The organism is Methylophilales bacterium MBRSF5, assembly GCA_001044335.1.
Classification (GTDB): Bacteria; Pseudomonadota; Gammaproteobacteria; order Burkholderiales; family Methylophilaceae; genus BACL14.
The window spans coordinates 825,453-847,009 of the sequence record CP011001.1; the positions used below are offsets into that span (position 1 = coordinate 825,453).

The following is a 21,557-nucleotide window of genomic DNA, read 5'->3' on the forward strand; positions in this document are numbered from 1 at the left end:
AAATTTTGGTCGGAACGGTGAGATTCGAACTCACGACCCCTTGCACCCCATACAAGTGCGCTACCAGACTGCGCTACGCCCCGATTATCCTTTTAGTATCTTTAGAATTTCTGCTAATTGATTTTTAAGATTTGTAACAGGAACATTACTATTTAATGGCTCATTCGATAAAGGAAGTTCTGCCTGAGCCTTTTGTATTTGTTCTTGTGACGTTGTCTCTTTGACAAACTGTTTATTAGATAACTTTTGTTTTGCTCCCTGAATTGTATACCCTTCTTCGTAGAGCAGCTCTCTTATTTTACGAATAAGGAGTACTTCCTCAGGTTGATAATATCTTCGATTTCCCCGACGGGTATTCGGAGACAAATTAGGAAACTCTTGTTCCCAGTATCTTAAGACATGAGGTTTAACGTCACACAGCTTACTCACCTCACCGATTGCGAAATATCTTTTTTGAGGGAGTGGAGGTAAATTTGTTAGAGATTTATTATTTTCCAGAGGATCCACCATCTACACTAGACTTTAATTTTTGGCTAGAATGGAAAGTGACTACTCGTCTGGCTTTAATAGGAACTTCTTCCCCAGTTTTTGGATTTCTTCCGGGTCGCTCTGATTTGGTTCTTAATTCAAAATTTCCAAAACCAGATAATTTAACACTTTCACCATTCTCTAGAGCAATTTTAATTTGCTCAAAGAAAGCCTCTACCATTTCTTTAGATTCTGTCTTATTCAAACCGACTTGTTCGAATAATAAATTTGATAAATTAGCTTTGGTTAATGTCATGTTATTTACAGTCTTAATTCAGCATTAAACTCTTTTTTTAATAAATTAATTACTTCTGTCACACTTTTTTCAACGTCTTTTTCCTCAAGTGTTTTGTAAGTATCTTGCATAAGTATCAGAAATGCAAGGCTTTTTTTCCCTTCAGCAATTCCTTGACCCTGATAAACATCAAAAATTCTGAAGTCTTTGATGAAGTTAATGTTTCTTTTACTAACCACATCAATCACATCTCCGGCGACCACATCTTCATCCACAAGGACTGCAATGTCCCTTTGTAATGGAACAGATTTAAGGATCTCGGTATTGAGTTTTAACTCATTTTCAGATAAATGATTTAAACCAATTTCAAATAGATACACTTCCTGATCCACGTCTAATTGTTTTTGTAGGGATGGATGTAATTTTCCTAAGCGCCCAATCTTTTTATTATCTCTGAAAATATCTGCTGACTGTCCAGGGTGGAATGCACCAATCGTTTCTGCTGATTCTTTCATCGCAATCCCATCACCTAATAATTGCTCAAGATCAGATTTCACATCATAAAAGTCATGGGCTCTATTTTTTTCTATCCAATTTTTAGGGATTGCCTCTCCTGACACCAGACCGCTCAGCACTTGTTCTTCTGAGAAATTTGAATTGTCTTGGGTAAATTTGTTAGCAATCTCAAAAAATTTTATTTGGGTACGGCCACGATTGGTATTAAATTTTAATGCATCGATATGGCTAGACCATAAACGACTTCGCATGGTATTCATATTTTCAGCAATTGGGTTTTCAAGTTTAATCAGATTGTCATTGCCATGCACAGTTGACTCCATCGCTTCATCAATAAAGCTATAACTGACTAACTCAGAATACCCAAGGTCTGACATCGTGTGTCTGATCTTGCGCACATCAGAGTGTCTATCCTTGGTTGATCTGGGGTTAAGCATCATTTTCGGGTTCATAGCCCCAATATTGTCATAGCCTGCAACCCTAATCACCTCCTCCACTAAGTCCTCTTCGATCTCTATATCAAATCGATAAGCTGGCGGGGTGACTGTAAAAACGCCGTCATCTAAAGTAAATGGTAGATCAAGGTTATTGAGTATCTGCACCACCTCATCTTGACTGACGTCTCTTCCTAAGATTCGGGTGACTTTGCTTGGCCTTAATTGAATTAGGTTTCTTTGCGGTAAATCATGACTGACGCTTGAAACTTGACTTGTCAGGCCACCACAATGCTCATTGATAAGATTAATGACTCGGGTTAGTGCATGTTCTGTCTGAGAGAAATCAACACCTCTTTCAAAGCGGTGCGACGAGTCAGTATTCAGCCCATAGCTTCTGGCTTTACCTGCCATCGATAATGGAGTGAAAAATGCGGACTCAATAAATATATTAGTGGTATTGGTTTCAACAGCAGACTCTAATCCACCCATCACTCCGGCTAATGCGAGTGGACCATTATCATCAGCGATCACCAAATCATTTTCCATCACCTCAATTGTTTGATCATTTAACAAGGTCATCTTTTCTTGTCTTGATGCATTTCGGACAACTACATTTCCCTTGATTTTATTTAGATCAAAGGCATGCATTGGCTGACCAGTCTCTAACATCACATAGTTCACTAAATCAACAACAGGGTTTATTGATTTAATATCGGCACAGTCCAGTCGATGAATAATCTCATCTGGAAGCTGAGCTGAATTGTTGATCTGGGAAATGGATGCATAACTATATACTGGACAGGCTTCTGTATTTGTCACGGTCGGGGTAATCTTGCATTTGTCACTTGAGGTAATCTGATTAATTTTGGGCATATCAAAGGCTAAGCCTTTAATTGATCTGACTTCTCTTGCGATACCTAAAATACTTAAACAATCTGCACGATTAGGGGTGAGCGACACCTCAATCACAGAATCATTTAAATTCAGCGCTTTTGCAACGGGCTCACCATTGGTGAGGTCAGGACTGAGTTCCATTATTCCATCGGCCTCTTCAGACAATCCAATTTCTTTTGCTGAACAACACATCCCAAAAGACTCAACCCCCCGAAGTTTTGACTTCTTGATCGTAAATTCTGTAAATTTTGTGCCAATCAGCGCACACGGAACTTTAATGCCTGCTTTTGCATTGGGAGCACCACACACAATTTGTAGTTTTTCAGAACCTACATCCACCTGACAAACATTTAATCGATCCGCGTCAGGATGTTTTTCAATGCTAACAATTTCACCTACAACGATATTTTGAAGAGATTCGCCAGGATTATGAATAGACTCAATCTCGAGGCCAGCCATTGTCAAGTCATCAGCCAACTCATTGAGATTTAATTTATTTGCAAATAATTGATTTAACCACGCATAAGAGAATTTCATTTAAATTGCTCCAAGAACCTGAGGTCGTGATTAAAGAAATGCCTGAGATCATTTATGCCATATTTCAGCATCGTCAACCTTTCAACACCCAGACCAAAAGCAAACCCTTGATACATTTCTGAATCAATATTTACATGCTTTAATACGTTTGGATGAACCATTCCACAACCACCTATCTCTAACCAGCCATCATTCCAACTCATGTCAATTTCTGCAGAGGGCTCTGTAAATGGGAAGTAAGACGGTCTAAAACGAATGGTTAAATTTTCATCCTCGAAAAAACTTTGTAGAAATGACTGCACCACACCTTTTAAATTAGCGAAGTTCACATCCTCATTAATAACTAACCCTTCCACCTGATGAAACATTGGCGAGTGGGTTGCATCAGAATCGACACGATACACTCGGCCTGGCGATATGATTTGGATAGGTGGCATATTATTTTCCATATACCTAATTTGCACGGGCGAAGTATGCGTTCTTAATACATACTCTTTGTTGACATAAAAAGTGTCATGCATTGCTCTGGCTGGGTGGGATTCAGGAATGTTTAATGCAGTAAAGTTATGAAAATCATCTTCGATTTCTGGGCCATCAGCCACATCAAACCCAATCCCATGAAAAATGGTGCTAATTTCATCTATGGTATTCATGACTGGATGGAGTGACCCTTTCATCTTCGGCCTAGATGGAAGCGTGACATCAATTTTTTCTTTTTCTAATTTTTCATTCAACTCAAGATTTGAAATTTCTTGTTTACGAGTCTCTAACAAGGCTTCTATTTGTTTTTTGACTTGATTAATCTCTGCACCTTTTTTAGGTTTCTCTTCAGGTGAAAGGCTGGCTAATGATTTCATCGCCTCAGTAATTGGACCACTTTTGCCAAGAAATTTAGATTTGATATGGTCAAGGTCCGCCAGCTTCGAGCAGCTAGCAAAATCTTTTTTTGCCTGATCAATGAGTTGATTTAATTCGTTCATAATATTTAAATAAAAAAGGGGCTTTCTTAAAAGCCCCTTTTTAAAAAGATATTTTTAAATTAGGCTTCAATATTTGATTTAGCCAATTCCGCATATTTTTCAAATGCAGCTTTATCAAATACCGCTAGATCAGCTAGAACTTTTCTATCTACTTCTACTGAAGCTTTTTTCAAACCGTTGATTAAACGGCTGTAAGTTAAACCGAATTCTCTAGCACCAGCATTAATACGTGCAATCCACAATGCTCTGAACACTCTTTTCTTTTGTCTTCTATCGCGGTAAGCATATTGTCCCGCTTTCATTACCGCTTCTTTAGCTACACGGAATACATTTTTTCGTCTTCCTCTGTAACCTTTAGCAGCATCTAATACTTTTTTATGTTTGGCTCTGGCAGTAACGCCACGTTTTACTCTAGGCATAATCTTCTCCTTATATCTTTAACTATTGAGTAGGCATCATGGCGCGCACACGTTTCACATCAGTAGAAGATATGATCTCGGTACCACGAAGATGTCTTTTTTGTTTAGTTGTTTTCTTGGTCAAGATATGACGAAGATGTGAATGCGTTCTTTTGATCGCACCACTTCCTAGAAATTTGAAGCGTTTTTTTGCTCCACTTTTTGTTTTCATTTTTGGCATTTTTTTCTCCTTATTATTAAGAGACGCTTAGGCATGCCTAATTAGCCGTATCGTCTTCTTCTTTCTTTTTTTCGACCTTCTTAGGTTTCTTATTAGGTGATAACACCATAACCATTTGACGGCCTTCCATCTTTGGAAACTGCTCAACTACTGCATATTCCTCAAGATCTGTTTCAACTCGTTTTAATAAATCCATGCCGAGTTGTTGGTGGGCTATTTCACGCCCCCTAAAACGTAAGGTCACTTTAGCTTTATCGCCATCGGTTAAAAAGCGAATTAAGTTACGCAATTTAACGTTGTAGTCACCCTCGTCTGTACCAGGTCTAAATTTAACTTCTTTAACCTGAACATTCTTTTGTTTCATTCGTGCTTCATGGAGCTTCTTGCTTTGGGCATATTTAAATTTCCCATAATCCATCAAGCGACAAACAGGTGGTTCAGCTTTTGGTGCAATCTCAACTAAATCGGTATCAAAATCATCTGCTTTTCCTAAAGCTTCTGATAAGCTCATAATTCCTAGAGCTTCACCTTCTATACCTACTAAACGAATTTCTTGGGCTGTTATGTCTCCGTTAATTCGTGCATCTTTTGATTGTGCTATGCTTAACCCCTATAAAAATAAAGCCGTTAACTCACTTTTTAACTCTTGGCTGTAATTTGTGTGTTCATGGTTTCCACAAACTCTTCTAGAGTCATTACACCCAAGTCTTCACCTTGTTGAGTACGAACGGCAACTTGTTTATTTTCCATCTCTCGATCACCTATGACTAACATATATGGTATGCGAGAAATGCTATGTTCGCGTATTTTATAGGTTATTTTTTCATTTCTCAAGTCTGATTCGCATCTAATGTCATTTTTCTTAAGAAAATCAACAACATCGCCAACATATTTGACCTGAGAGTCAGATATATTCATCACCACAGCCTGAACCGGTGCAAGCCAAGTCGGAAACTTGCCGGCGTAATGTTCAATCAAAATACCGATAAATCTTTCCATGGATCCTACAATCGCTCTGTGCAGCATCACCGGATGTTTTTTATTGCTATTTTCATCAACATACTCTGCATTTAAACGAACAGGTAGGTTAAAATCGAGCTGAATGGTGCCACACTGCCATAATCGATTCAAGCTATCCCGCAAGACATACTCAATTTTAGGACCATAGAAAGCGCCTTCGCCTGGTTGAATCTCGTAGTCTAAACCTGTCGCCTTGAGTGCTTCCTCCAAGGCTTTTTCAGACTGATCCCAAACCTCATCACCACCCACTCTTTTCTCTGGTCGAGTAGAAAGTTTGACCTCAATATCATTAAAACCAAAGTCTTTGTAGGTTTCCATGAGCATTTTGTTGAAGTTGATTACTTCATCAAGTATTTGATCTTCAGTGCAGAAAATATGAGCATCATCCTGGGTAAATCCCCTCACCCTCATTAACCCATGCAAGGCACCGGATGGCTCGTTTCTATGACATGAACCAAATTCAGCAAGCCTTAAAGGTAACTCTCTGTAACTATGCAAGCTGTGATTAAAAACCTGGACATGTCCTGGACAATTCATTGGCTTAACAGCATAATCACGGTGTTCCGAGTGTGTAATAAACATATTCTCGTGATAATTTTCCCAGTGCCCTGATTTTTCCCATAATGTTTTATCTAGCACGGTTGGGGTTTTTATTTCTTGATATCCGTAATCAACAAATTTTTTTCTCATGTAGTTTTCTATTTCTTGCCACAAAGACCACCCTTTAGCATGCCAAAATACCATACCAGGTGCGTTATCTTGAATGTGAAATAAATCTAAATGCTTTCCTAGCTTTCTATGGTCCCTTTTTTCAGCTTCCTCAAGGCGGTGCAGATAGTCTTTAAGATCATCTTTGGTCGCCCAGGCCGTTCCATAGATTCGTTGCAGCATCTCATTATTAGAGTCCCCTCTCCAATAAGCGCCAGCTACTTTCATCAGTTTGAAAACTTTTAATTTTCCAGTTGACGGGACGTGAGGACCTCGGCATAAATCAGAAAACTTTCCCTCATGGTAAACCGTCACTTCCTCATCTTGAGGAATGGAACCAATAATTTCAGCCTTATATTTTTCCCCCTGATCAAGGAAAAACTTCACTGCATCATCACGCTTCATCACTTCTCGAGTAACAGCGTGGTCTTCTTTGACTAATTCAGCCATCTTTTTTTCAATGGCACTTAAATCTTCAGGGGTAAATGCTCGATGATATGAAAAATCATAATAGAACCCATCATCAATTGTTGGTCCTATGGTCACCTGGGCTTCAGGAAATAATTCTTTGACAGCGTAAGCTAAAAGGTGAGCTGTGGAATGTCTAATGATATCCAAACCCTCATCATTTTTAGCAGTCACAATAGAGACTGCTGCATCTGAGGCTATTTCATGAGTTAAATCTACCAATTTGCCATCAACATGACCAGCCAATGCGGCCCGACCCAGACCTTTACCAATGTCATAAGCGACATCAGACAAAGTGATGGTGTTTTCAAACTCTTTAATCGAGCCGTCTGGCAGTGTAATTTTTATCATGTTTTTTAAATTGGTAGGCGCGATTGGATTCGAACCAACGACCCCCACCATGTCAAGGTGGTGCTCTAACCAACTGAGCTACGCGCCTGTAGTCAAAAATAAGCGATTATTTTATATCATCACCGCATCAACAGCAATCTATAACTACCTCTCCATATTTTGAATAATTTCCGTGTAACCAGTCTCAAAACTTGGGTGCTTAAATCGATAATTTAACTTTTGAGACAGAAAAGTTGAAATAATTTTTTTCCCCACGACCCTATTAATGGATTCAAGGGTTACCTCAGGAAGATTTAATTTTTTTCTAATAAAATTTAAAACTGCATAAAGTTCAGCAGGGTGAGAGTCCGTCACATTGATAATTTTGGGCAAGTCAAATTTTGGGTCTTTATGTTTGCTGCTGATTATTTTTACAATAATATTAGCTGCGTCTTCATCAAAAATTCTATTGGTAAAACGATTTGCTGGCCAAGATTCTTGATCTTTCGCTAGTCTCAGCATCATGGTTCTTTCTAGACCATAAATTCCTGTTAAACGAAAAACATTACCCCTTCCGCTGTTAATTGCAATACGTTCCGCATGACCTAAGATTTCACCTTGCTCATCATTTGGACTTATCTCATCATGATCATCCAATGCCTCCAGTTTAGAACTGCCATTAAAAACCCTGGTACTGGAAATAAAAAATACCCTGGTCTGCAGATTGTTGCTTTGAATTACATCTGTTATTTTTCTAAATCCTTCGACATAAATTTTTTGATAATCCGATGGTTTGGAGGTGCTAGGAGTAGCTGAATAAATGACATAGTTTGGGTTTTCGGCAACAATCCATGCAGAGGAATCTTTGGCAAAAATATCTTTGGCAAGAATTGGAAAATTGCCTTGTTCACCCGGATTTCTTCTTACACCAAGAACTTCAAAATTTGTGTGCTGAGCAAAAATATCCCCAATTTTTTCCCCTAAATTACCACAGCCTACGATAATAACTTTAGGGTTGGCTATTTCCACAATACTTTGATCACAAACCCGGGTGAGCTAGATACGATAAATAGAGATAAGAGTGCTGCATAAAACTGCCAATCTTGATTATGAACCGATCCTATCATGGACCACTCCAGTGCATAGGTGATTAATCTAAAGATTAAAAAATACAAGATAACTTCAAGAATGATAATGGGTAAAGACTTTTTAGCAGGGAAAAGGAGCATGAAGTTAGTTGTCATCCATGGCAAGTTAGCTAAAAAAATCATTAAGATAAGAATCAGTAAAAAAATCATTAAAATATGAGTGCTGAAGTCAGTGTCGCTATATCCATCAATGAAGATGGAAACAATCCAATAATCAGTAATGAAATAGTATTGATTGATAAAGTTACGCTCAGTTCATTATTCGATGATTTTGAAACTTGATTTAAATTTTTTCCTGGTTCGTCGAAGTAAGCGACTTTGATAATTCTTAAATAATAAAATATTCCAATGAGAGCACTCATGACTGCAATGACTGCTGGCCAAATCCAACCAAACTGAATTGTTGCCTGGATAATTGAAAACTTCGCATAAAAACCGATGGTTGGAGGAATTCCCGCTAAACTTAAAAATATGAGCAACAGCAAAAAAGCACACCATGGCTTTTGTTTTCCCAAACCTGAGAGGTCAGTAATTTGGTCAAGTTCTTTACCTTGGTTGCTTAAATGGATTATTAACCCAAATGACGCTAGGGTCATAAGTACATATACAGCGATGTACATCAAGGCAGATGCTATGCCAGTAATAGTTCCGGTAGCTAAACCTAAAAACATAAAACCCACATGAGAAATGGCTGAATACGCCAACAGTCTTTTAATTTTTGTTTGCGCTATGGCGGTGATGTTGCCAAATAACATTGACACAATAGCCATGATCAGTAGCATTGCTTGCCAATCTAATACCATGTGATCTAAACCTTGAAATAAAAGCCGGATTAACATGGCCACAGATGCAAATTTTGGCACTGAACCAATAAACATGGTGATGGGAGTTGCTGACCCCTGATACACGTCGGGTACCCATAATTGGAACGGGGCTGCGCCAAACTTAAAGGCAATGCCAACAACAACAAATACCAAAGCAAATGATAAGACCACTGGATTGATTGAGGCATCTGATAACCTGGATGAAATTTCTGCAATCTGCAGGCTTCCAGTAATGCCATACAACATTGAAAAACCATACAATAAAAATCCTGAAGCGACTGCGCCAAGAACAAAATACTTCATTGCCGCCTCGGTAGCTTCTGGTCTATTTCTGTCAAAAGCCACTAGGGTATACAAGCTTAACGAAAGGAGCTCAAGGCCCATGTATAGGCTCAATAAATGATAGGAAGAAATGATCAGATTAATCCCCAACAATGCAAACAGCGTAAGGGCATAGAATTCACCGTTATGTAAATTACGACTTTGTAAAAAGCTCCGGCTATAAATTAACACCAATGATAAAGCAAAATAACTGAGCAGCTTAAGAAACATCGATAGGCTATCAGCAATAAACATCTCATTAAATGCTGTTAACTTAAGATCAATGGGTAATTGTGCAGTGAAATATGCAGCGATCAGTAGAGTGAGCTGCGTAATACCAAATAATGAAGTGGTGTTCTTATAAAACACACCAAGTAAAAGAACACTCATGGCAGCAATCAAGATAATGATTTCTGGAACAGCAATGGTCAATAATGTTGAAAGCGTCATAGTGTTATAAAATTTTTGATTGTTGTATTAATCCCAACATCATTTGGGATGACTGATTCGTAATATCGGTAATCAGTGCTGGATATATTCCAATAGCTAAAGTCATCAGGGCCAATACACTCATTACAAAAAACTCTTTTCCATTTAAATCTTTAAGTGAGGCGATTTTTTTATTTTTCACCTCACCAAAAATAATTCTTTTCACTAACCATAAAGAGTATGTTGCTCCAAAAATTAGGGTCAGGCTAGCAAAAAAAGCAATCCAAAAATGATCTTGCATCGCTCCTAAGATGACAAGAAACTCTCCAACAAACCCTGATGTTCCTGGTAGCCCAGAGTTAGCCATAGCAAATAAAACAAAGAAGGAGCCAAAGATGGGCATACTATTTATTAACCCTTTATAGTCACTGATATTTCTCGAATGCATCCGGTCATAGAGAACACCAATTGCAAAAAATAATGCTGCGGAAATAAATCCATGAGAAATCATCTGAACATATCCACCTTCAAATCCCAGTGGATTTAAAATAAATAAGCCGAGCGTTACAAACCCCATATGTGATATTGATGAATAAGCAATTAATTTTTTCATATCTGTTTGTACAATAGCCACGAAAGCAATATAAACAATCGCGATCAAAGACAGACCAATTAAAAAAGGTTTTAAAAAGATTAATGCATCAGGACTAATAGGCATAGCAAATCGAATAAAACTATAGCCTCCCAATTTCAACATAATCGCAGCTAAAATGACCGAACCTCCTGTGGGTGCTTCCACGTGTGCATCAGGTAACCAAGTATGCACAGGCCACATGGGAATTTTGACCGCAAACGCCATAAAAAAGGCCAAGAAAATCAACACCTGGATATTAAGCGATAAAGGTTTGGTGTAAAAATCTAAGATGGCAAAGCTTGCCGTTTGGTTATAAAGGTATAAAAATGCAACCAACATCAACAACGAGCCAAGCACCGTATACAGAAAAAATTTGATAGTGGCATAGACGCGATTTGGACCACCCCAGATACCAATAAGCAAAAACATCGGAATAAGCATTGCTTCCCAAAATACATAGTATAGGATTGCATCAAGGGCCAGAAAAACACCAATCATTAGTCCTGAAAGAATTAAGAAGGCTGAAATATAAAAGCCAATGTCTCGCTGAATTGAATTAGATGAAATAAAAATCACAAGCCAAGAAATAAAACTTGTTAAAAGAACAAGCGGTAAAGAAATCCCGTCCAAGCCAAGATGATAATTTATCGAAAAATGATTAATCCATGGATAGATTTCTTGAAATTGAAAACCAGAAAATCCTTTATCAAAATAAATATACAAAGGCAGGGTGACAAGAAAAGAAATAAATCCAAATAGATTGCCTAATCGGTATGTTAGGGTTGTTGATAATTTATTTTGTACCAACAATAAAATTATGCCCAGTACAATCGGAGTCCAAATTGCTAGTGACAGTATGCCGGTCATGACTTACCACCCAAAATAAAATAGCTTATGAAAATCAATAATCCGATCACCATCACAAAGGCATATTGAGAAATAAAACCAGTTTGAATTTTTTTAGTGATGTGTGAGAAAAGATTAATGGTTCTAGCTGAGCCATTAACAAAGAAATTATCGATTATTTTTATATCCATATATTTCCATAAAACATTTCCAAGCCTAATTGTTAGAGGTGCCAAAATATATTCATTGAAGTTATCAAAACCATATTTATTATCTATGACTTTTTTCAAAACCTTCGGTATCTTTATAAAATTAATATTCTTGTAATACAAAAGATATGCAACGATAAAGCCTAATACCATTAGCCAAAACGGCAGTGTGACTAATGCGTGTAGAGCCATATTTATAGGTCCATGAAAGTGTTCAGTGACCTGAGAAAGAGCAAGATGTGAATCCAAAATAAAGATATCTTTTAATAAAAAACTACTATTGATTATTGGCTCTATCGTAAAAAATCCAATGAGGACCGATGGAATAGCCAATAAAATGAGAGGTATCGTTACCACCCAGGATGGCTCGTGAGGTGATTGATTTGAATTTAAGCCATGGTCATGATGGTTGCGTGTTACAGACTTATCTCTCCACATCTCCTCTCCATGGAAGACAATAAAATACAATCTGAAGCTATACAGCGAGGTGATAAAAACGCCAAAGACGGAAGCAAAATATGCAAAACTTGAACCAACAATTTCACTATATTTTACCGCCTCGATGATTGATTCCTTGGAATAAAATCCTGAGAAAAGTGGCATGCCAACCAAAGCTAAAGTGGCAAGTAAAAAAGTTATCCAAGTAATTGGCATATATTTTTTTAGATTCCCCATATTCATAATATTTTGATCGTGATGCATGCCAATTATTACTGAACCGGCGCCTAAGAATAACAAAGCCTTAAAAAATGCATGAGTAAATAAATGAAACATTGCTAAGGAGTAACTAGAAACACCCAAAGCAATCGTCATATAGCCAAGTTGCGACAAGGTCGAGTATGCAACAACCCGTTTTATATCATTTTGAAAAATACCTAAAATACCCATGAATAACGCAGTAATGCTCCCCACGATAAGGATAACGGATAGTGCTGTGCTTGATAACTCCACTATTGGAGATACTCGTGTTACAAGAAAGATTCCTGCCGTTACCATGGTTGCTGCATGAATAAGAGCTGATATTGGAGTTGGACCCTCCATAGAATCTGGTAACCAGACATGTAAAGGCACTTGTGCAGACTTACCCATTGCACCTATAAATAACAAAATTGAAATTAACGTGACTAGAGAAACTGATGAACCCACAAGCATAAACTCTTGACCAGCCAAAGTATCTACTCTTGAAAAAACTTCCTTATAATCGAGAGTTCCAAAATAAAACATTATTAGAGCGATTCCTAAAAGAAAACCAAAATCACCGACCCTGTTCACCAAAAAAGCTTTCATATTGGCATGAATGGCTGTTGGTTTTTTATACCAAAATCCGATAAGTAAATAAGAGACTAAACCCACAGCTTCCCAACCGAAAAAAAGCTGTAAAAAATTATTACTCATCACCAGCATCAGCATGGCAAAGGTAAATAATGAAATAAAACTAAAGAAACGGCTATATCCAGGGTCGTTTTCCATATATTCAATGGTATATATATGGACCATCAATGAAACAAACGTCACTACCGACATCATTAGTGCGGTCAGATTGTCGACCATGAAACCAATATTTAAATCATACTGGCCAACAGTCATCCACCTAAATAGATTCTCATTAAACACGTAACCATGATAGGAAATATATAGGGCGTATAGAGATAACAGAAAACTTCCCAACACTAAGACAAAAGGAATTAAATGTGAAAATGCTTTTGGTAATTGACGGCCAAATAGACCAATAACGATTGATGCAATAAGAGGCATCATAGGGATTAAGGTGTACAGCTTCATTAACGTCATTCTTTTAACCTATTCACATCTGCTACATTAATCGATTTATAGTTTCTAAAAATCAAAATAATGATAGCTAAACCTATGGCTGACTCGGCTGCTGCAACAGTCAGAATAAAAAAAACAAAAATTTGGCCAGATAGATCACCGAGATAACGACTAAACGCAATAAAGTTTATATTCACTGCTAGCAACATTAATTCGATCGCCATAAGAATTAAAATAATATTCTTTCTATTTAAAAAAATCCCTAGAATACTTATGGCAAATAGAATTCCTCCTAAAAATAGATAGTGAGACAAAGTAACCATTACTTCTTTTTCTCCGATTTCATTTTGACCACTCTGACTCGATCATTTCTATTCACCTTAATTTGATCTTTAGGGTCGATCGCTTTATGCGATTTCTTGCCGTACATTGTCAGCACAATAGCGGAAATGATAGCGACCAATAAAATAACTGCCGCAACTTGAAATGGCAATAAATAATCGGTATACAAAACACTGCCTATCGAGTGGGTATTGCTTTTCTCTAGAGGGATTCCGGCTGGATCTGAAGAGCTGAAAAACTTATCCGTTACCACTAAATAAATCTCAAAAATAAATAACAAGGCAATTAAAAGTGCAACCGGTAAATAACTCCAAAATCTTTGTCTAAGAGCTTCAATATTGATATCTAACATCATCACAACAAATAGGAATAACACCATGACTGCACCAACATAGACTAACACCAGCGCAATGGCTAAAAATTCAGCATGTAAAAGCAACCAGATTCCTGCTGCACTAAAAAATGCAAGGACTAATGAAAGAGCAGAATAAACAGGATTATTTGCAGTAATAACTCTCAAAGATGCCAAGACTAAAATGCTACTAAAGAGATAGAAAAGATAGTCTGTGAAAATCATTAACGGTACTTCGCCTCTTGTTGACGGTCTTTGGCAATTTGTTTTTCATACTTTTTACCCACATCTAAAAGCATGTCTTTGGTGTAAAGCAAATCACCTCTCTCTTCTCCATGGTATTCAAATATTCTCGTTTCGACGATTGAGTCTACTGGACATGACTCTTCACAAAACCCACAAAAGATACACTTAGTTAAATCAATATCATATCGAGTTGTTCTTCTTGAATTATCTTCCCTTAATTCAGATTCAATTGTGATTGCCATTGCGGGACACACTGCTTCACACAACTTACAAGCAATGCATCTTTCTTCACCATTCGGATAACGTCGCAACGCATGGAGACCTCTAAATCTAGGAGACTGAGGTGTTTTTTGTTCTGGATACTGGATCGTAACCTTCTTTGCAAAAAAATAACTTAAAGTTAATTTCATGCCTTTTAAAAGTTCGTAAAGAGATAAGCTTCTAGAAATATTTGAAATTAATTTTCTCATTAATGAAAGTATCCTGCATAACTGGTTTGCATCATAGCGCCTACAAAAATAATCCATACCAAAGTGAGTGGGATAAACACCTTCCACCCAAGTCTCATTATTTGATCGTAACGGTAGCGTGGAAATGTAGCTCTTAACCATAAAAAGCAGAACAGCACAAAAGCTACCTTAATAATTAGCCAGAATATACCATCTGGGATAAACGAAACTGGTGACAACCAGCCTCCCAAAAACATAATGACAGCAAGAATACTGACCAAAATCATATTGGCATATTCTGCTAAAAAGAATAAGGCGAAAGCCATACCTGAATATTCAACATGAAAACCTGCCACGATCTCTGACTCACCCTCAGCAACGTCAAATGGGGCTCGATTGGTTTCTGCCACAGCACTAATAAAATAAATAACAAACAACGGGAATAATGGCCAACAATACCATTGTGAGATACCTCCCTCTTGAGCTATTACGATATCTCCAAGATTAAGACTATTGGCACACATCAACACCCCAACAAGGGTGAATCCCATTGCGATTTCGTATGACACGATTTGAGCCGCAGATCGTAAACTTCCTAGAAAGGCATATTTTGAGTTAGATGCCCATCCCGCAATAATGACTCCATAAACTGCAATTGATGTCATCGCTAATACATACAAAAGACCAGCATTGATGTCAGCTAATACCATTTCATAATCAAATGGAATGACTGCCCAGGCTGCCAGAGCCGGTGCAATTGATAATAATGGAGCAAGAAAAAATAAAAAGTTATTAGACTTTGATGGCAATACGATTTCTTTAAACATCAATTTAAGGGCATCAGCGATGGGTTGGAGTAAACCAAAATAACCGACCCTGTTTGGTCCAATTCTAGACTGCATGAATCCAATCACCCTTCTTTCAAAGAAGGTAAGATAGGCAACAGAAATCATAACCGGTATAACAATTAAAATGATCTTAAAAAGATAAGATAGAGTTAAGGCAACGTCTGAACTAAAAAATTGTGAGAAAAAATCTTGCAATTACTTTTCACTCCTTAAGCGCTTGGTATTTTGTAATGCTGTTGATCTTCTTACCAGTGCATCACTATTGTTAATATCTTTTAACCAAAAATCATTGGCCTGAAGTTTCACTTGCTGATTAATTAAATTGAATCTTTTTAATTTATTTTTTGAAAGTTTCTGAACGGCTTTTTCTTTGATCTCGCTGCATGATTCAAATGTAAACTCTGGACTATCAATGAAATTACCAAGTACACGGAGTATTTTCCACAGGGGTTTAGATTCAAATTTTGGACTTATGGTTTGACTAAAACTTTGTACTCGAGATTCAAGATTAACAAACGTTCCTTCGTTTTCAAAATGAGTTGTTGACGGCAAGATCAAATCAAACTGCTTACTATTTTTATTTAAAAATGGTGTTACTCCAACATTAAATTTAGATTTATTTAACACTCTTTCGAATAATGATTTATCTTTGATATCTTCTAATTCTATATTAAGACTAATAGATGCTTGATATTTCTTATCATCAATATGGTTAACATAATTGCCAAACAGCTGTTGAAGACCAACTGTATTGGAACCTGTTGGAAGGCAGCCAATTTTCATGCTTGTTAAATCAATCAATTCATTTATGACGTTAGTCAAATTCATAAAAGCAGGATTAGTGTAAATATCTTCACCCACTAATAACAAAGTTTTTTCCGACAATAAATTCGCAATATTTTTTTCAGTTGAATTTTCTTTTTTCGCAACTTTGGTGGATAGAATTTTATGAATATGTTCAAAGGTTTTTTGGAAATCTTTTATGGGTTGAATAATTTTATTTGCAACAGTTAGTTGTAGATCAAAATCAACTGTATTGATTATGTTAATGGTCTTACCAGCATTCCCCATCTTGCGAAGACGTTGTAATAACAATGGATTTTCATTTCTTAATTGTGATCCCAAAAGAATAATATTTTCAAAACTTTCCACATCACCGATCATGCCATTTAATGATGGATTTGCAATTAAGTTAGGATTATTAGCGACATCAAACTTAACCTGCTTTGTTCCAACATAGCTCGCTAATTTATCTAGCAAATAAGCCTCTTCAAGAGTCATTTGGTTAGAGGAAAATATAGCAACTTCGTCTTCCTTAAATTTATTTAAAGATGGATGAAAGACTCTTTCAAGGGTATGAAATGCTTCATCCCAACTAATGGGTTTAAAATTTGATCCAGTTTTTAATAATGGTGTTTTAATACGATCCTCACTATTAATACCTATGTATGAGAAACGATCTCTGTCAGATATCCAGCACTCATTAATATCCTCATTTTCTTTAGGTAAGACTCTCATGACGTTACCATCTTTTACATGAGCTTCTAAATGCGATCCTAGGCTGTCATGCGGAGAGATAGTTGATTTTCTAACCATTTCCCAAGTCCGTGCAGAATATCGAAAAGGTTTTGAGGTTAAAGCGCCCACTGGACATAAATCAATGATATTTCCTGATATTTCTGAATCTACAGATTTTTCAACATAGGCTGATATTTCTGCATGTTCACCGCGTCCGATTAACCCCAGTTCCTGCATTCCGCCAACTTCTTTCAAGAAGCGAACACATCTGGAGCATTGAATGCATCGATTTAGATCTGTTGACACCAGGGGGCCAAGATTTTTGTTAAGGACCACTCGCTTCTCTTCTTGATACCTTGATTTTGGACTTCCATACGCCATCGCTGTGTCTTGAAGATCACACTCACCACCTTGATCACAGATTGGGCAATCTAACGGGTGGTTGATGAGTAAAAACTCCATCACACTCTGCTGGCAGTCTTTTGTTTGTTTTGATTTAGTAAAAATTTCCATTCCTTCATTCACTTGTGTTGCACAAGCAGGGAGGGGCTTAGGAAAGTTTTTAACTTCTACCAGGCACATTCTGCAGTTAGCAGCTATGCTTAATTTTTTATGGTAACAAAATCTTGGAATTTCAATTCCATTGTCATCGGCCACTTGAATAATCGTGCTTTTTTCAGGAGCCTTAAATGTTTTGCCATTGATTTTAATTTTTACCATCTTAATTAATTTACAGATTTTCCATGTTTAATAAAATTTTCAAATTCGCTTCTAAAGTGTTTTATAAAACTAAGCACAGGCGTTGCAGCTGCATCACCTAAAGCGCATATAGTTCTACCAGAAATTTTTTTACTCACGTCCGTTAAAAGATCAAGGTCAGCTAATGTGGCTTGTCCTTTAAATATTCGATCGATAATTCGATATACCCATCCTGTTCCCTCTCTACATGGAGTACATTGCCCACATGACTCCTCATAAAAAAAGTAGGATAATCTTCTTAGAGCTTGAACCATACATGTGCTGTCATCCATGACAATCATCGAACCAGCCCCAACACTCGAGCCGATTTGAGCAAGCCCATCATAATCAAGAGTCGCATCCATAATGATGTTGGCGGGCACTACCGGTGTTGATGGACCGCCTGGGATAACCGCTTTAAGCTGTCTGTTTTTCCATACACCGCCAGCTTCAGCAAGTAATTGTCTAAATGGCATTCCCAACTGAATCTCATAATTACCAGGCTTTTCAACATGGCCAGAAACGGAGAAAATTTTGGTTCCACCAGAATTTGGAACACCATGACTCATAAATTCTTGCCCGCCATGCTCAATAATCCATGGGATTGAAGCATACGTTTCTGTGTTATTAACATTTGTTGGCTTACCATAGATTCCATAGGTTGCTGGAAAGGGAGGTTTGTATCTTGGCTGGCCCTTCTTACCTTCAATAGATTCAATTAAAGCAGTCTCCTCGCCACAGATATAAGCGCCATAACCGTGAACAGCATGTAGCTCAAAATCAAACCCTGAGCCTAGTATATTGTTTCCCAAGAAACCGGCTTTTCGTGCATCTTCAATTGCTTTTTCAAAAGATACGTAGTCTTCCCAAATCTCGCCGTGAATGTAATTAAAGCCCACCTGAGCATCCATAATGTATGCACCGATTATCATTCCCTCGATTAGTTGATGAGGATTGAAGCGAATGATATCCCGATCCTTGAATGTCCCAGGCTCTCCCTCATCACTATTACATACAATATATTTGGTCCCATCATAATCTCTGGGCATGAATGACCATTTTACTCCGGTCGGAAAACCAGCCCCACCCCTGCCCCTTAAGCCTGAAATTTTTATTTCATCAATTAATTGTTGAGGGTCAATTTTATTTTTTAAAATTCTCTTAATCTGTTCATACCCGCCAATGGATTGATATGTTTTTATCGAGCCTGGATTTTTAAGAGATGAGGTTCTCAAGCAGATATTAAATAACTGCTTGTTATTATTTTCTAACTGAATATTTTTATCTACGACATCGTTCATTATTTAAGTTCTTTTAATAGCTGATCAACTTTATCAATGTTTAAATTCTCATGCATCTTTTGATTATTTACGGTTAATAATGGAGCTCCTCCGCATGCACCCATACACTCACTCTCTTTTAAACAGAATTTGCCATCTTTTGTAACTTCATTGAAATCAATTTGTAATTTTTCTTTTAAATGGTTCACAATATGATCGGCATCTCTTAACATACAAGAAATGTTAGTACATATAGATAACTTGTATTTGCCAACTGATTTTAAATCAAACATGTTATAAAAAGTAGCGACCTCAAGAACGGCAATTTCAGGCATATCTAAATATAATGCCACCTCGCTTATATCCTCTTTAGAAAGCCATCCCCTATCATTTTGCATAATTGCAAGAGCAGCAATAACAGCCGACTGTTTTTTATCGGATGGGTATTTTTTTAATTCTTTATCGATTAACTTTTTTAATTTTAAATTCATGCCTAACGATCAATTTCCCCAAATACAATATCTTGAGTCCCAATAATTGCTACCAGGTCAGAAATCATGTGCCCTTTAGTCATCTCATCTAAAGACGCAAGATGTGCAAATCCTGGTGCTCTGATTTTTAAACGGTATGGTTTATTTGCTCCATCAGAAACCATATAAATTCCGAACTCTCCCTTGGGATGCTCCACCGCGGCATAAGCCTCTCCCTTAGGAAGATGAAACCCCTCTGTGAACAATTTAAAATGATGAATCATAGACTCCATATCTTCTTTCATGTCTGTACGTTTGGGTGGTGCAAATTTTTGATTATCTGAAATAACTGGACCTGAGTTTTCTCTAAGCCATTTTGTGCACTGTTTTATAAGATGAACAGACTGTCTCATTTCTTCAATTCGAACCAGGTAGCGATCATAACAATCCCCTTCAACTCCAACAGGAATGTCAAAATCTAATTTATCGTAAACTTCATAAGGTTGTTTTTTTCTTAAATCCCACTCAATTCCAGAACCTCTTAACATAGGACCTGTAAAACCAAGCTCAATTGCACGCTCAGGAGATACTACGCCGATACCAACAGTTCTTTGTTTCCAAATACGGTTGTCCGTTAGAAGTGTTTCATACTCATCAATATATCCAGGAAAGCGCGTGGCAAAATCCTCAATAAAATCAAGCAGAGACCCTTGCCGATTTTCATTTAACTTATGTGTCTCAGAGGGTCTTGAAAAACGGGTATTTTGATACTGCGGCATATGATCTGGTAAATCTCTGTAGACACCACCCGGACGATAATAGGCAGCATGCATTCTTGCTCCAGAGACAGCTTCATAACAATCAAATAAGTCTTCACGCTCTCTGAAGGTATATAAGAAAACCGACATTGCTCCAACATCGAGTGCATGACAGCCAAGCCACAATAAATGATTCAACAACCTTGTAATCTCATCGAACAACACTCTGATGTATTGAGCACGAACAGGAACCTTTAAATTTAACATTTTTTCAATTGCCATAACGTAAGCATGCTCATTCATCATCATGGACACATAATCTAATCGATCCATATAAGGAACTGATTGAATGTATGTACGATTTTCTGCAAGCTTCTCTGTCGCTCGATGTAATAAACCAATATGAGGATCAGCTCTTTGAATAACCTCCCCATCCAACTCCAAAACAAGCCTGAGCACTCCATGCGCTGCTGGGTGTTGAGGGCCAAAGTTCATTGTGTAATTTTTAATTTCAGCCATTACGGAACCCCTCCTCATCAATTACGCGAGGGATATTGTTACGCGACTCTATTGTGACTGGTTGGTAAATCACTCTTTTTTGTTCAGGATCGTAACGCATCTCAACATTACCGATCATTGGAAAATCTTTTCTAAATGGGTGTCCAATAAACCCGTAATCAGTCAATATTCTACGAAGGTCAGGGTGATTTAAAAACATAACTCCAAACAAATCAAAGGCTTCACGTTCATACCAATCCGCATTAGCATAGACGGTTGTGGCCGTCTCTATAACAGGAAAATTATTATCCTCAACAAATGCCCTGACTCGCAAACGTTGGTTGTTTTTTATAGATAATAAATGGTAAACCGCAGCGTAACGATTATTATCAAAAAGTTTTTGTGGATACTGGGAATAGTCTACTGCAGCAATATCAATTAATTGCAAAAACTTAAATTGTGCGCCTGTTTTTAATTTCTTTAATGTCTTAATGATTTCATTTCCATAAATCGATAAGGTTGCCTCATCAAATTGTTTATTTACGACAGCTTGAGGAAAAGTTGATTTTAGATTGGATATTAGTT

The 21,557-nt window shown here is 37.3% G+C and carries 20 protein-coding genes, 2 tRNA genes and 1 pseudogene; all 23 read right to left on the reverse strand.

Annotated features, from left to right (window positions below; translation table 11 throughout):
- Window positions 1-6: 6 nt before the first annotated feature.
- A tRNA-Pro gene (locus tag UZ34_04455) sits at window positions 7-83 on the reverse strand.
- A 1-nt stretch (window position 84) separates the two neighbouring features.
- The gene (locus UZ34_04460; GenBank protein AKO65162.1) at window positions 85-498 is read right to left on the reverse strand and encodes a transcriptional regulator; all 414 of its coding nucleotides are present in this window, start codon (window positions 496-498) and stop codon (window positions 85-87) included.
- On the reverse strand, window positions 488-784 hold the full coding sequence (locus UZ34_04465; protein ID AKO64646.1) for an integration host factor subunit alpha: 297 nt from the start codon (window positions 782-784) through the stop codon (window positions 488-490). The genes UZ34_04460 and UZ34_04465 overlap by 11 nt, the downstream gene beginning before the upstream one ends.
- A 5-nt stretch (window positions 785-789) precedes the next feature.
- Window positions 790-3,147: a hypothetical protein gene (locus UZ34_04470; protein AKO64647.1), complete on the reverse strand. Its 2,358-nt coding sequence runs from the start codon at window positions 3,145-3,147 to the stop codon at window positions 790-792.
- Window positions 3,144-4,127, reverse strand: coding sequence for a phenylalanyl-tRNA synthetase (locus UZ34_04475; GenBank protein ID AKO64648.1), 984 nt, complete (start codon window positions 4,125-4,127; stop codon window positions 3,144-3,146). Before UZ34_04475 ends, UZ34_04470 begins: the two co-directional genes overlap by 4 nt.
- 59 nt (window positions 4,128-4,186) lie before the next feature.
- On the reverse strand, window positions 4,187-4,546 hold the full coding sequence (rplT, locus tag UZ34_04480) for a 50S ribosomal protein L20 (GenBank protein ID AKO64649.1): 360 nt from the start codon (window positions 4,544-4,546) through the stop codon (window positions 4,187-4,189).
- 22 nt (window positions 4,547-4,568) lie between these two features.
- Window positions 4,569-4,766 carry a 50S ribosomal protein L35 gene (locus UZ34_04485; protein AKO64650.1) on the reverse strand — a complete coding sequence of 66 codons (198 nt, stop codon included), beginning with the start codon at window positions 4,764-4,766 and terminating at the stop codon, window positions 4,569-4,571.
- A gap of 37 nt (window positions 4,767-4,803) precedes the next feature.
- Complete coding sequence (locus UZ34_04490) at window positions 4,804-5,316, reverse strand: translation initiation factor IF-3 (GenBank protein AKO64651.1); 513 nt, start codon at window positions 5,314-5,316, stop codon at window positions 4,804-4,806.
- Window positions 5,317-5,405: 89 nt separating this feature from the next.
- Window positions 5,406-7,313, reverse strand: coding sequence for a threonyl-tRNA synthetase (locus tag UZ34_04495; GenBank protein ID AKO65163.1), 1,908 nt, complete (start codon window positions 7,311-7,313; stop codon window positions 5,406-5,408).
- 11 nt (window positions 7,314-7,324) lie between these two features.
- A tRNA-Val gene (locus UZ34_04500) sits at window positions 7,325-7,401 on the reverse strand.
- A 56-nt stretch (window positions 7,402-7,457) separates the two neighbouring features.
- Window positions 7,458-8,321, reverse strand: a complete 864-nt coding sequence (locus UZ34_04505; GenBank protein AKO64652.1) for a hypothetical protein — start codon at window positions 8,319-8,321, stop codon at window positions 7,458-7,460.
- Between the two features lie 268 nt (window positions 8,322-8,589).
- A complete protein-coding gene (locus UZ34_04510; protein ID AKO64653.1) occupies window positions 8,590-10,035 on the reverse strand; it encodes an NADH:ubiquinone oxidoreductase subunit N in 1,446 nt (481 codons plus the stop codon).
- Between the two features lie 4 nt (window positions 10,036-10,039).
- Window positions 10,040-11,515 carry an NADH:ubiquinone oxidoreductase subunit M gene (locus UZ34_04515; protein ID AKO64654.1) on the reverse strand — a complete coding sequence of 492 codons (1,476 nt, stop codon included), beginning with the start codon at window positions 11,513-11,515 and terminating at the stop codon, window positions 10,040-10,042.
- The gene (locus UZ34_04520) at window positions 11,512-13,494 is read right to left on the reverse strand and encodes an NADH:ubiquinone oxidoreductase subunit L (GenBank protein AKO64655.1); all 1,983 of its coding nucleotides are present in this window, start codon (window positions 13,492-13,494) and stop codon (window positions 11,512-11,514) included. Before UZ34_04520 ends, UZ34_04515 begins: the two co-directional genes overlap by 4 nt.
- Window positions 13,491-13,796 carry an NADH-quinone oxidoreductase subunit K gene (locus UZ34_04525; GenBank protein AKO64656.1) on the reverse strand — a complete coding sequence of 102 codons (306 nt, stop codon included), beginning with the start codon at window positions 13,794-13,796 and terminating at the stop codon, window positions 13,491-13,493. The genes UZ34_04520 and UZ34_04525 overlap by 4 nt, the downstream gene beginning before the upstream one ends.
- Entirely contained in the window at window positions 13,796-14,392 is a 597-nt protein-coding gene (locus tag UZ34_04530; GenBank protein ID AKO64657.1) for an NADH:ubiquinone oxidoreductase subunit J, read from the reverse strand. Before UZ34_04530 ends, UZ34_04525 begins: the two co-directional genes overlap by 1 nt.
- Window positions 14,392-14,883 (reverse strand): NADH dehydrogenase, encoded by a 492-nt coding sequence (locus UZ34_04535; GenBank protein AKO64658.1) that lies wholly within the window; start codon window positions 14,881-14,883, stop codon window positions 14,392-14,394. Before UZ34_04535 ends, UZ34_04530 begins: the two co-directional genes overlap by 1 nt.
- Window positions 14,883-15,905: an NADH:ubiquinone oxidoreductase subunit H gene (locus UZ34_04540; protein ID AKO64659.1), complete on the reverse strand. Its 1,023-nt coding sequence runs from the start codon at window positions 15,903-15,905 to the stop codon at window positions 14,883-14,885. The genes UZ34_04535 and UZ34_04540 overlap by 1 nt, the downstream gene beginning before the upstream one ends.
- A gap of 3 nt (window positions 15,906-15,908) precedes the next feature.
- Window positions 15,909-17,948 (reverse strand): annotated as a pseudogene (locus UZ34_04545) (hypothetical protein).
- A gap of 5 nt (window positions 17,949-17,953) precedes the next feature.
- Window positions 17,954-19,267 (reverse strand): NADH dehydrogenase, encoded by a 1,314-nt coding sequence (locus tag UZ34_04550; GenBank protein ID AKO64660.1) that lies wholly within the window; start codon window positions 19,265-19,267, stop codon window positions 17,954-17,956.
- Window positions 19,267-19,737 carry an NADH dehydrogenase gene (locus UZ34_04555; protein AKO64661.1) on the reverse strand — a complete coding sequence of 157 codons (471 nt, stop codon included), beginning with the start codon at window positions 19,735-19,737 and terminating at the stop codon, window positions 19,267-19,269. Before UZ34_04555 ends, UZ34_04550 begins: the two co-directional genes overlap by 1 nt.
- A gap of 2 nt (window positions 19,738-19,739) precedes the next feature.
- Window positions 19,740-20,993: an NADH dehydrogenase gene (locus UZ34_04560; protein ID AKO64662.1), complete on the reverse strand. Its 1,254-nt coding sequence runs from the start codon at window positions 20,991-20,993 to the stop codon at window positions 19,740-19,742.
- Window positions 20,986-21,552, reverse strand: coding sequence for an NADH dehydrogenase (locus UZ34_04565; protein AKO65164.1), 567 nt, complete (start codon window positions 21,550-21,552; stop codon window positions 20,986-20,988). Before UZ34_04565 ends, UZ34_04560 begins: the two co-directional genes overlap by 8 nt.
- Window positions 21,553-21,557: the final 5 nt, after the last annotated feature.

Bases quoted from the DNA above. Each gene is read 5' to 3' on its own strand.
- UZ34_04465 (AKO64646.1), bottom strand. From the start codon at position 784: ATGACATTAACCAAAGCTAATTTATCAAATTTATTATTCGAACAAGTC.
- UZ34_04470 (AKO64647.1), bottom strand. From the start codon at position 3,147: ATGAAATTCTCTTATGCGTGGTTAAATCAATTATTTGCAAATAAATTA.
- UZ34_04475 (AKO64648.1), bottom strand. From the start codon at position 4,127: ATGAACGAATTAAATCAACTCATTGATCAGGCAAAAAAAGATTTTGCT.
- rplT (AKO64649.1), bottom strand. From the start codon at position 4,546: ATGCCTAGAGTAAAACGTGGCGTTACTGCCAGAGCCAAACATAAAAAA.
- UZ34_04485 (AKO64650.1), bottom strand. From the start codon at position 4,766: ATGCCAAAAATGAAAACAAAAAGTGGAGCAAAAAAACGCTTCAAATTT.
- UZ34_04495 (AKO65163.1), bottom strand. From the start codon at position 7,313: ATGATAAAAATTACACTGCCAGACGGCTCGATTAAAGAGTTTGAAAAC.
- UZ34_04510 (AKO64653.1), bottom strand. From the start codon at position 10,035: ATGACGCTTTCAACATTATTGACCATTGCTGTTCCAGAAATCATTATC.
- UZ34_04515 (AKO64654.1), bottom strand. From the start codon at position 11,515: ATGACCGGCATACTGTCACTAGCAATTTGGACTCCGATTGTACTGGGC.
- UZ34_04520 (AKO64655.1), bottom strand. From the start codon at position 13,494: ATGACGTTAATGAAGCTGTACACCTTAATCCCTATGATGCCTCTTATT.
- UZ34_04525 (AKO64656.1), bottom strand. From the start codon at position 13,796: ATGGTTACTTTGTCTCACTATCTATTTTTAGGAGGAATTCTATTTGCC.
- UZ34_04530 (AKO64657.1), bottom strand. From the start codon at position 14,392: ATGATTTTCACAGACTATCTTTTCTATCTCTTTAGTAGCATTTTAGTC.
- UZ34_04535 (AKO64658.1), bottom strand. From the start codon at position 14,883: ATGAGAAAATTAATTTCAAATATTTCTAGAAGCTTATCTCTTTACGAA.
- UZ34_04550 (AKO64660.1), bottom strand. From the start codon at position 19,267: ATGAACGATGTCGTAGATAAAAATATTCAGTTAGAAAATAATAACAAG.
- UZ34_04555 (AKO64661.1), bottom strand. From the start codon at position 19,737: ATGAATTTAAAATTAAAAAAGTTAATCGATAAAGAATTAAAAAAATAC.
- UZ34_04560 (AKO64662.1), bottom strand. From the start codon at position 20,993: ATGGCTGAAATTAAAAATTACACAATGAACTTTGGCCCTCAACACCCA.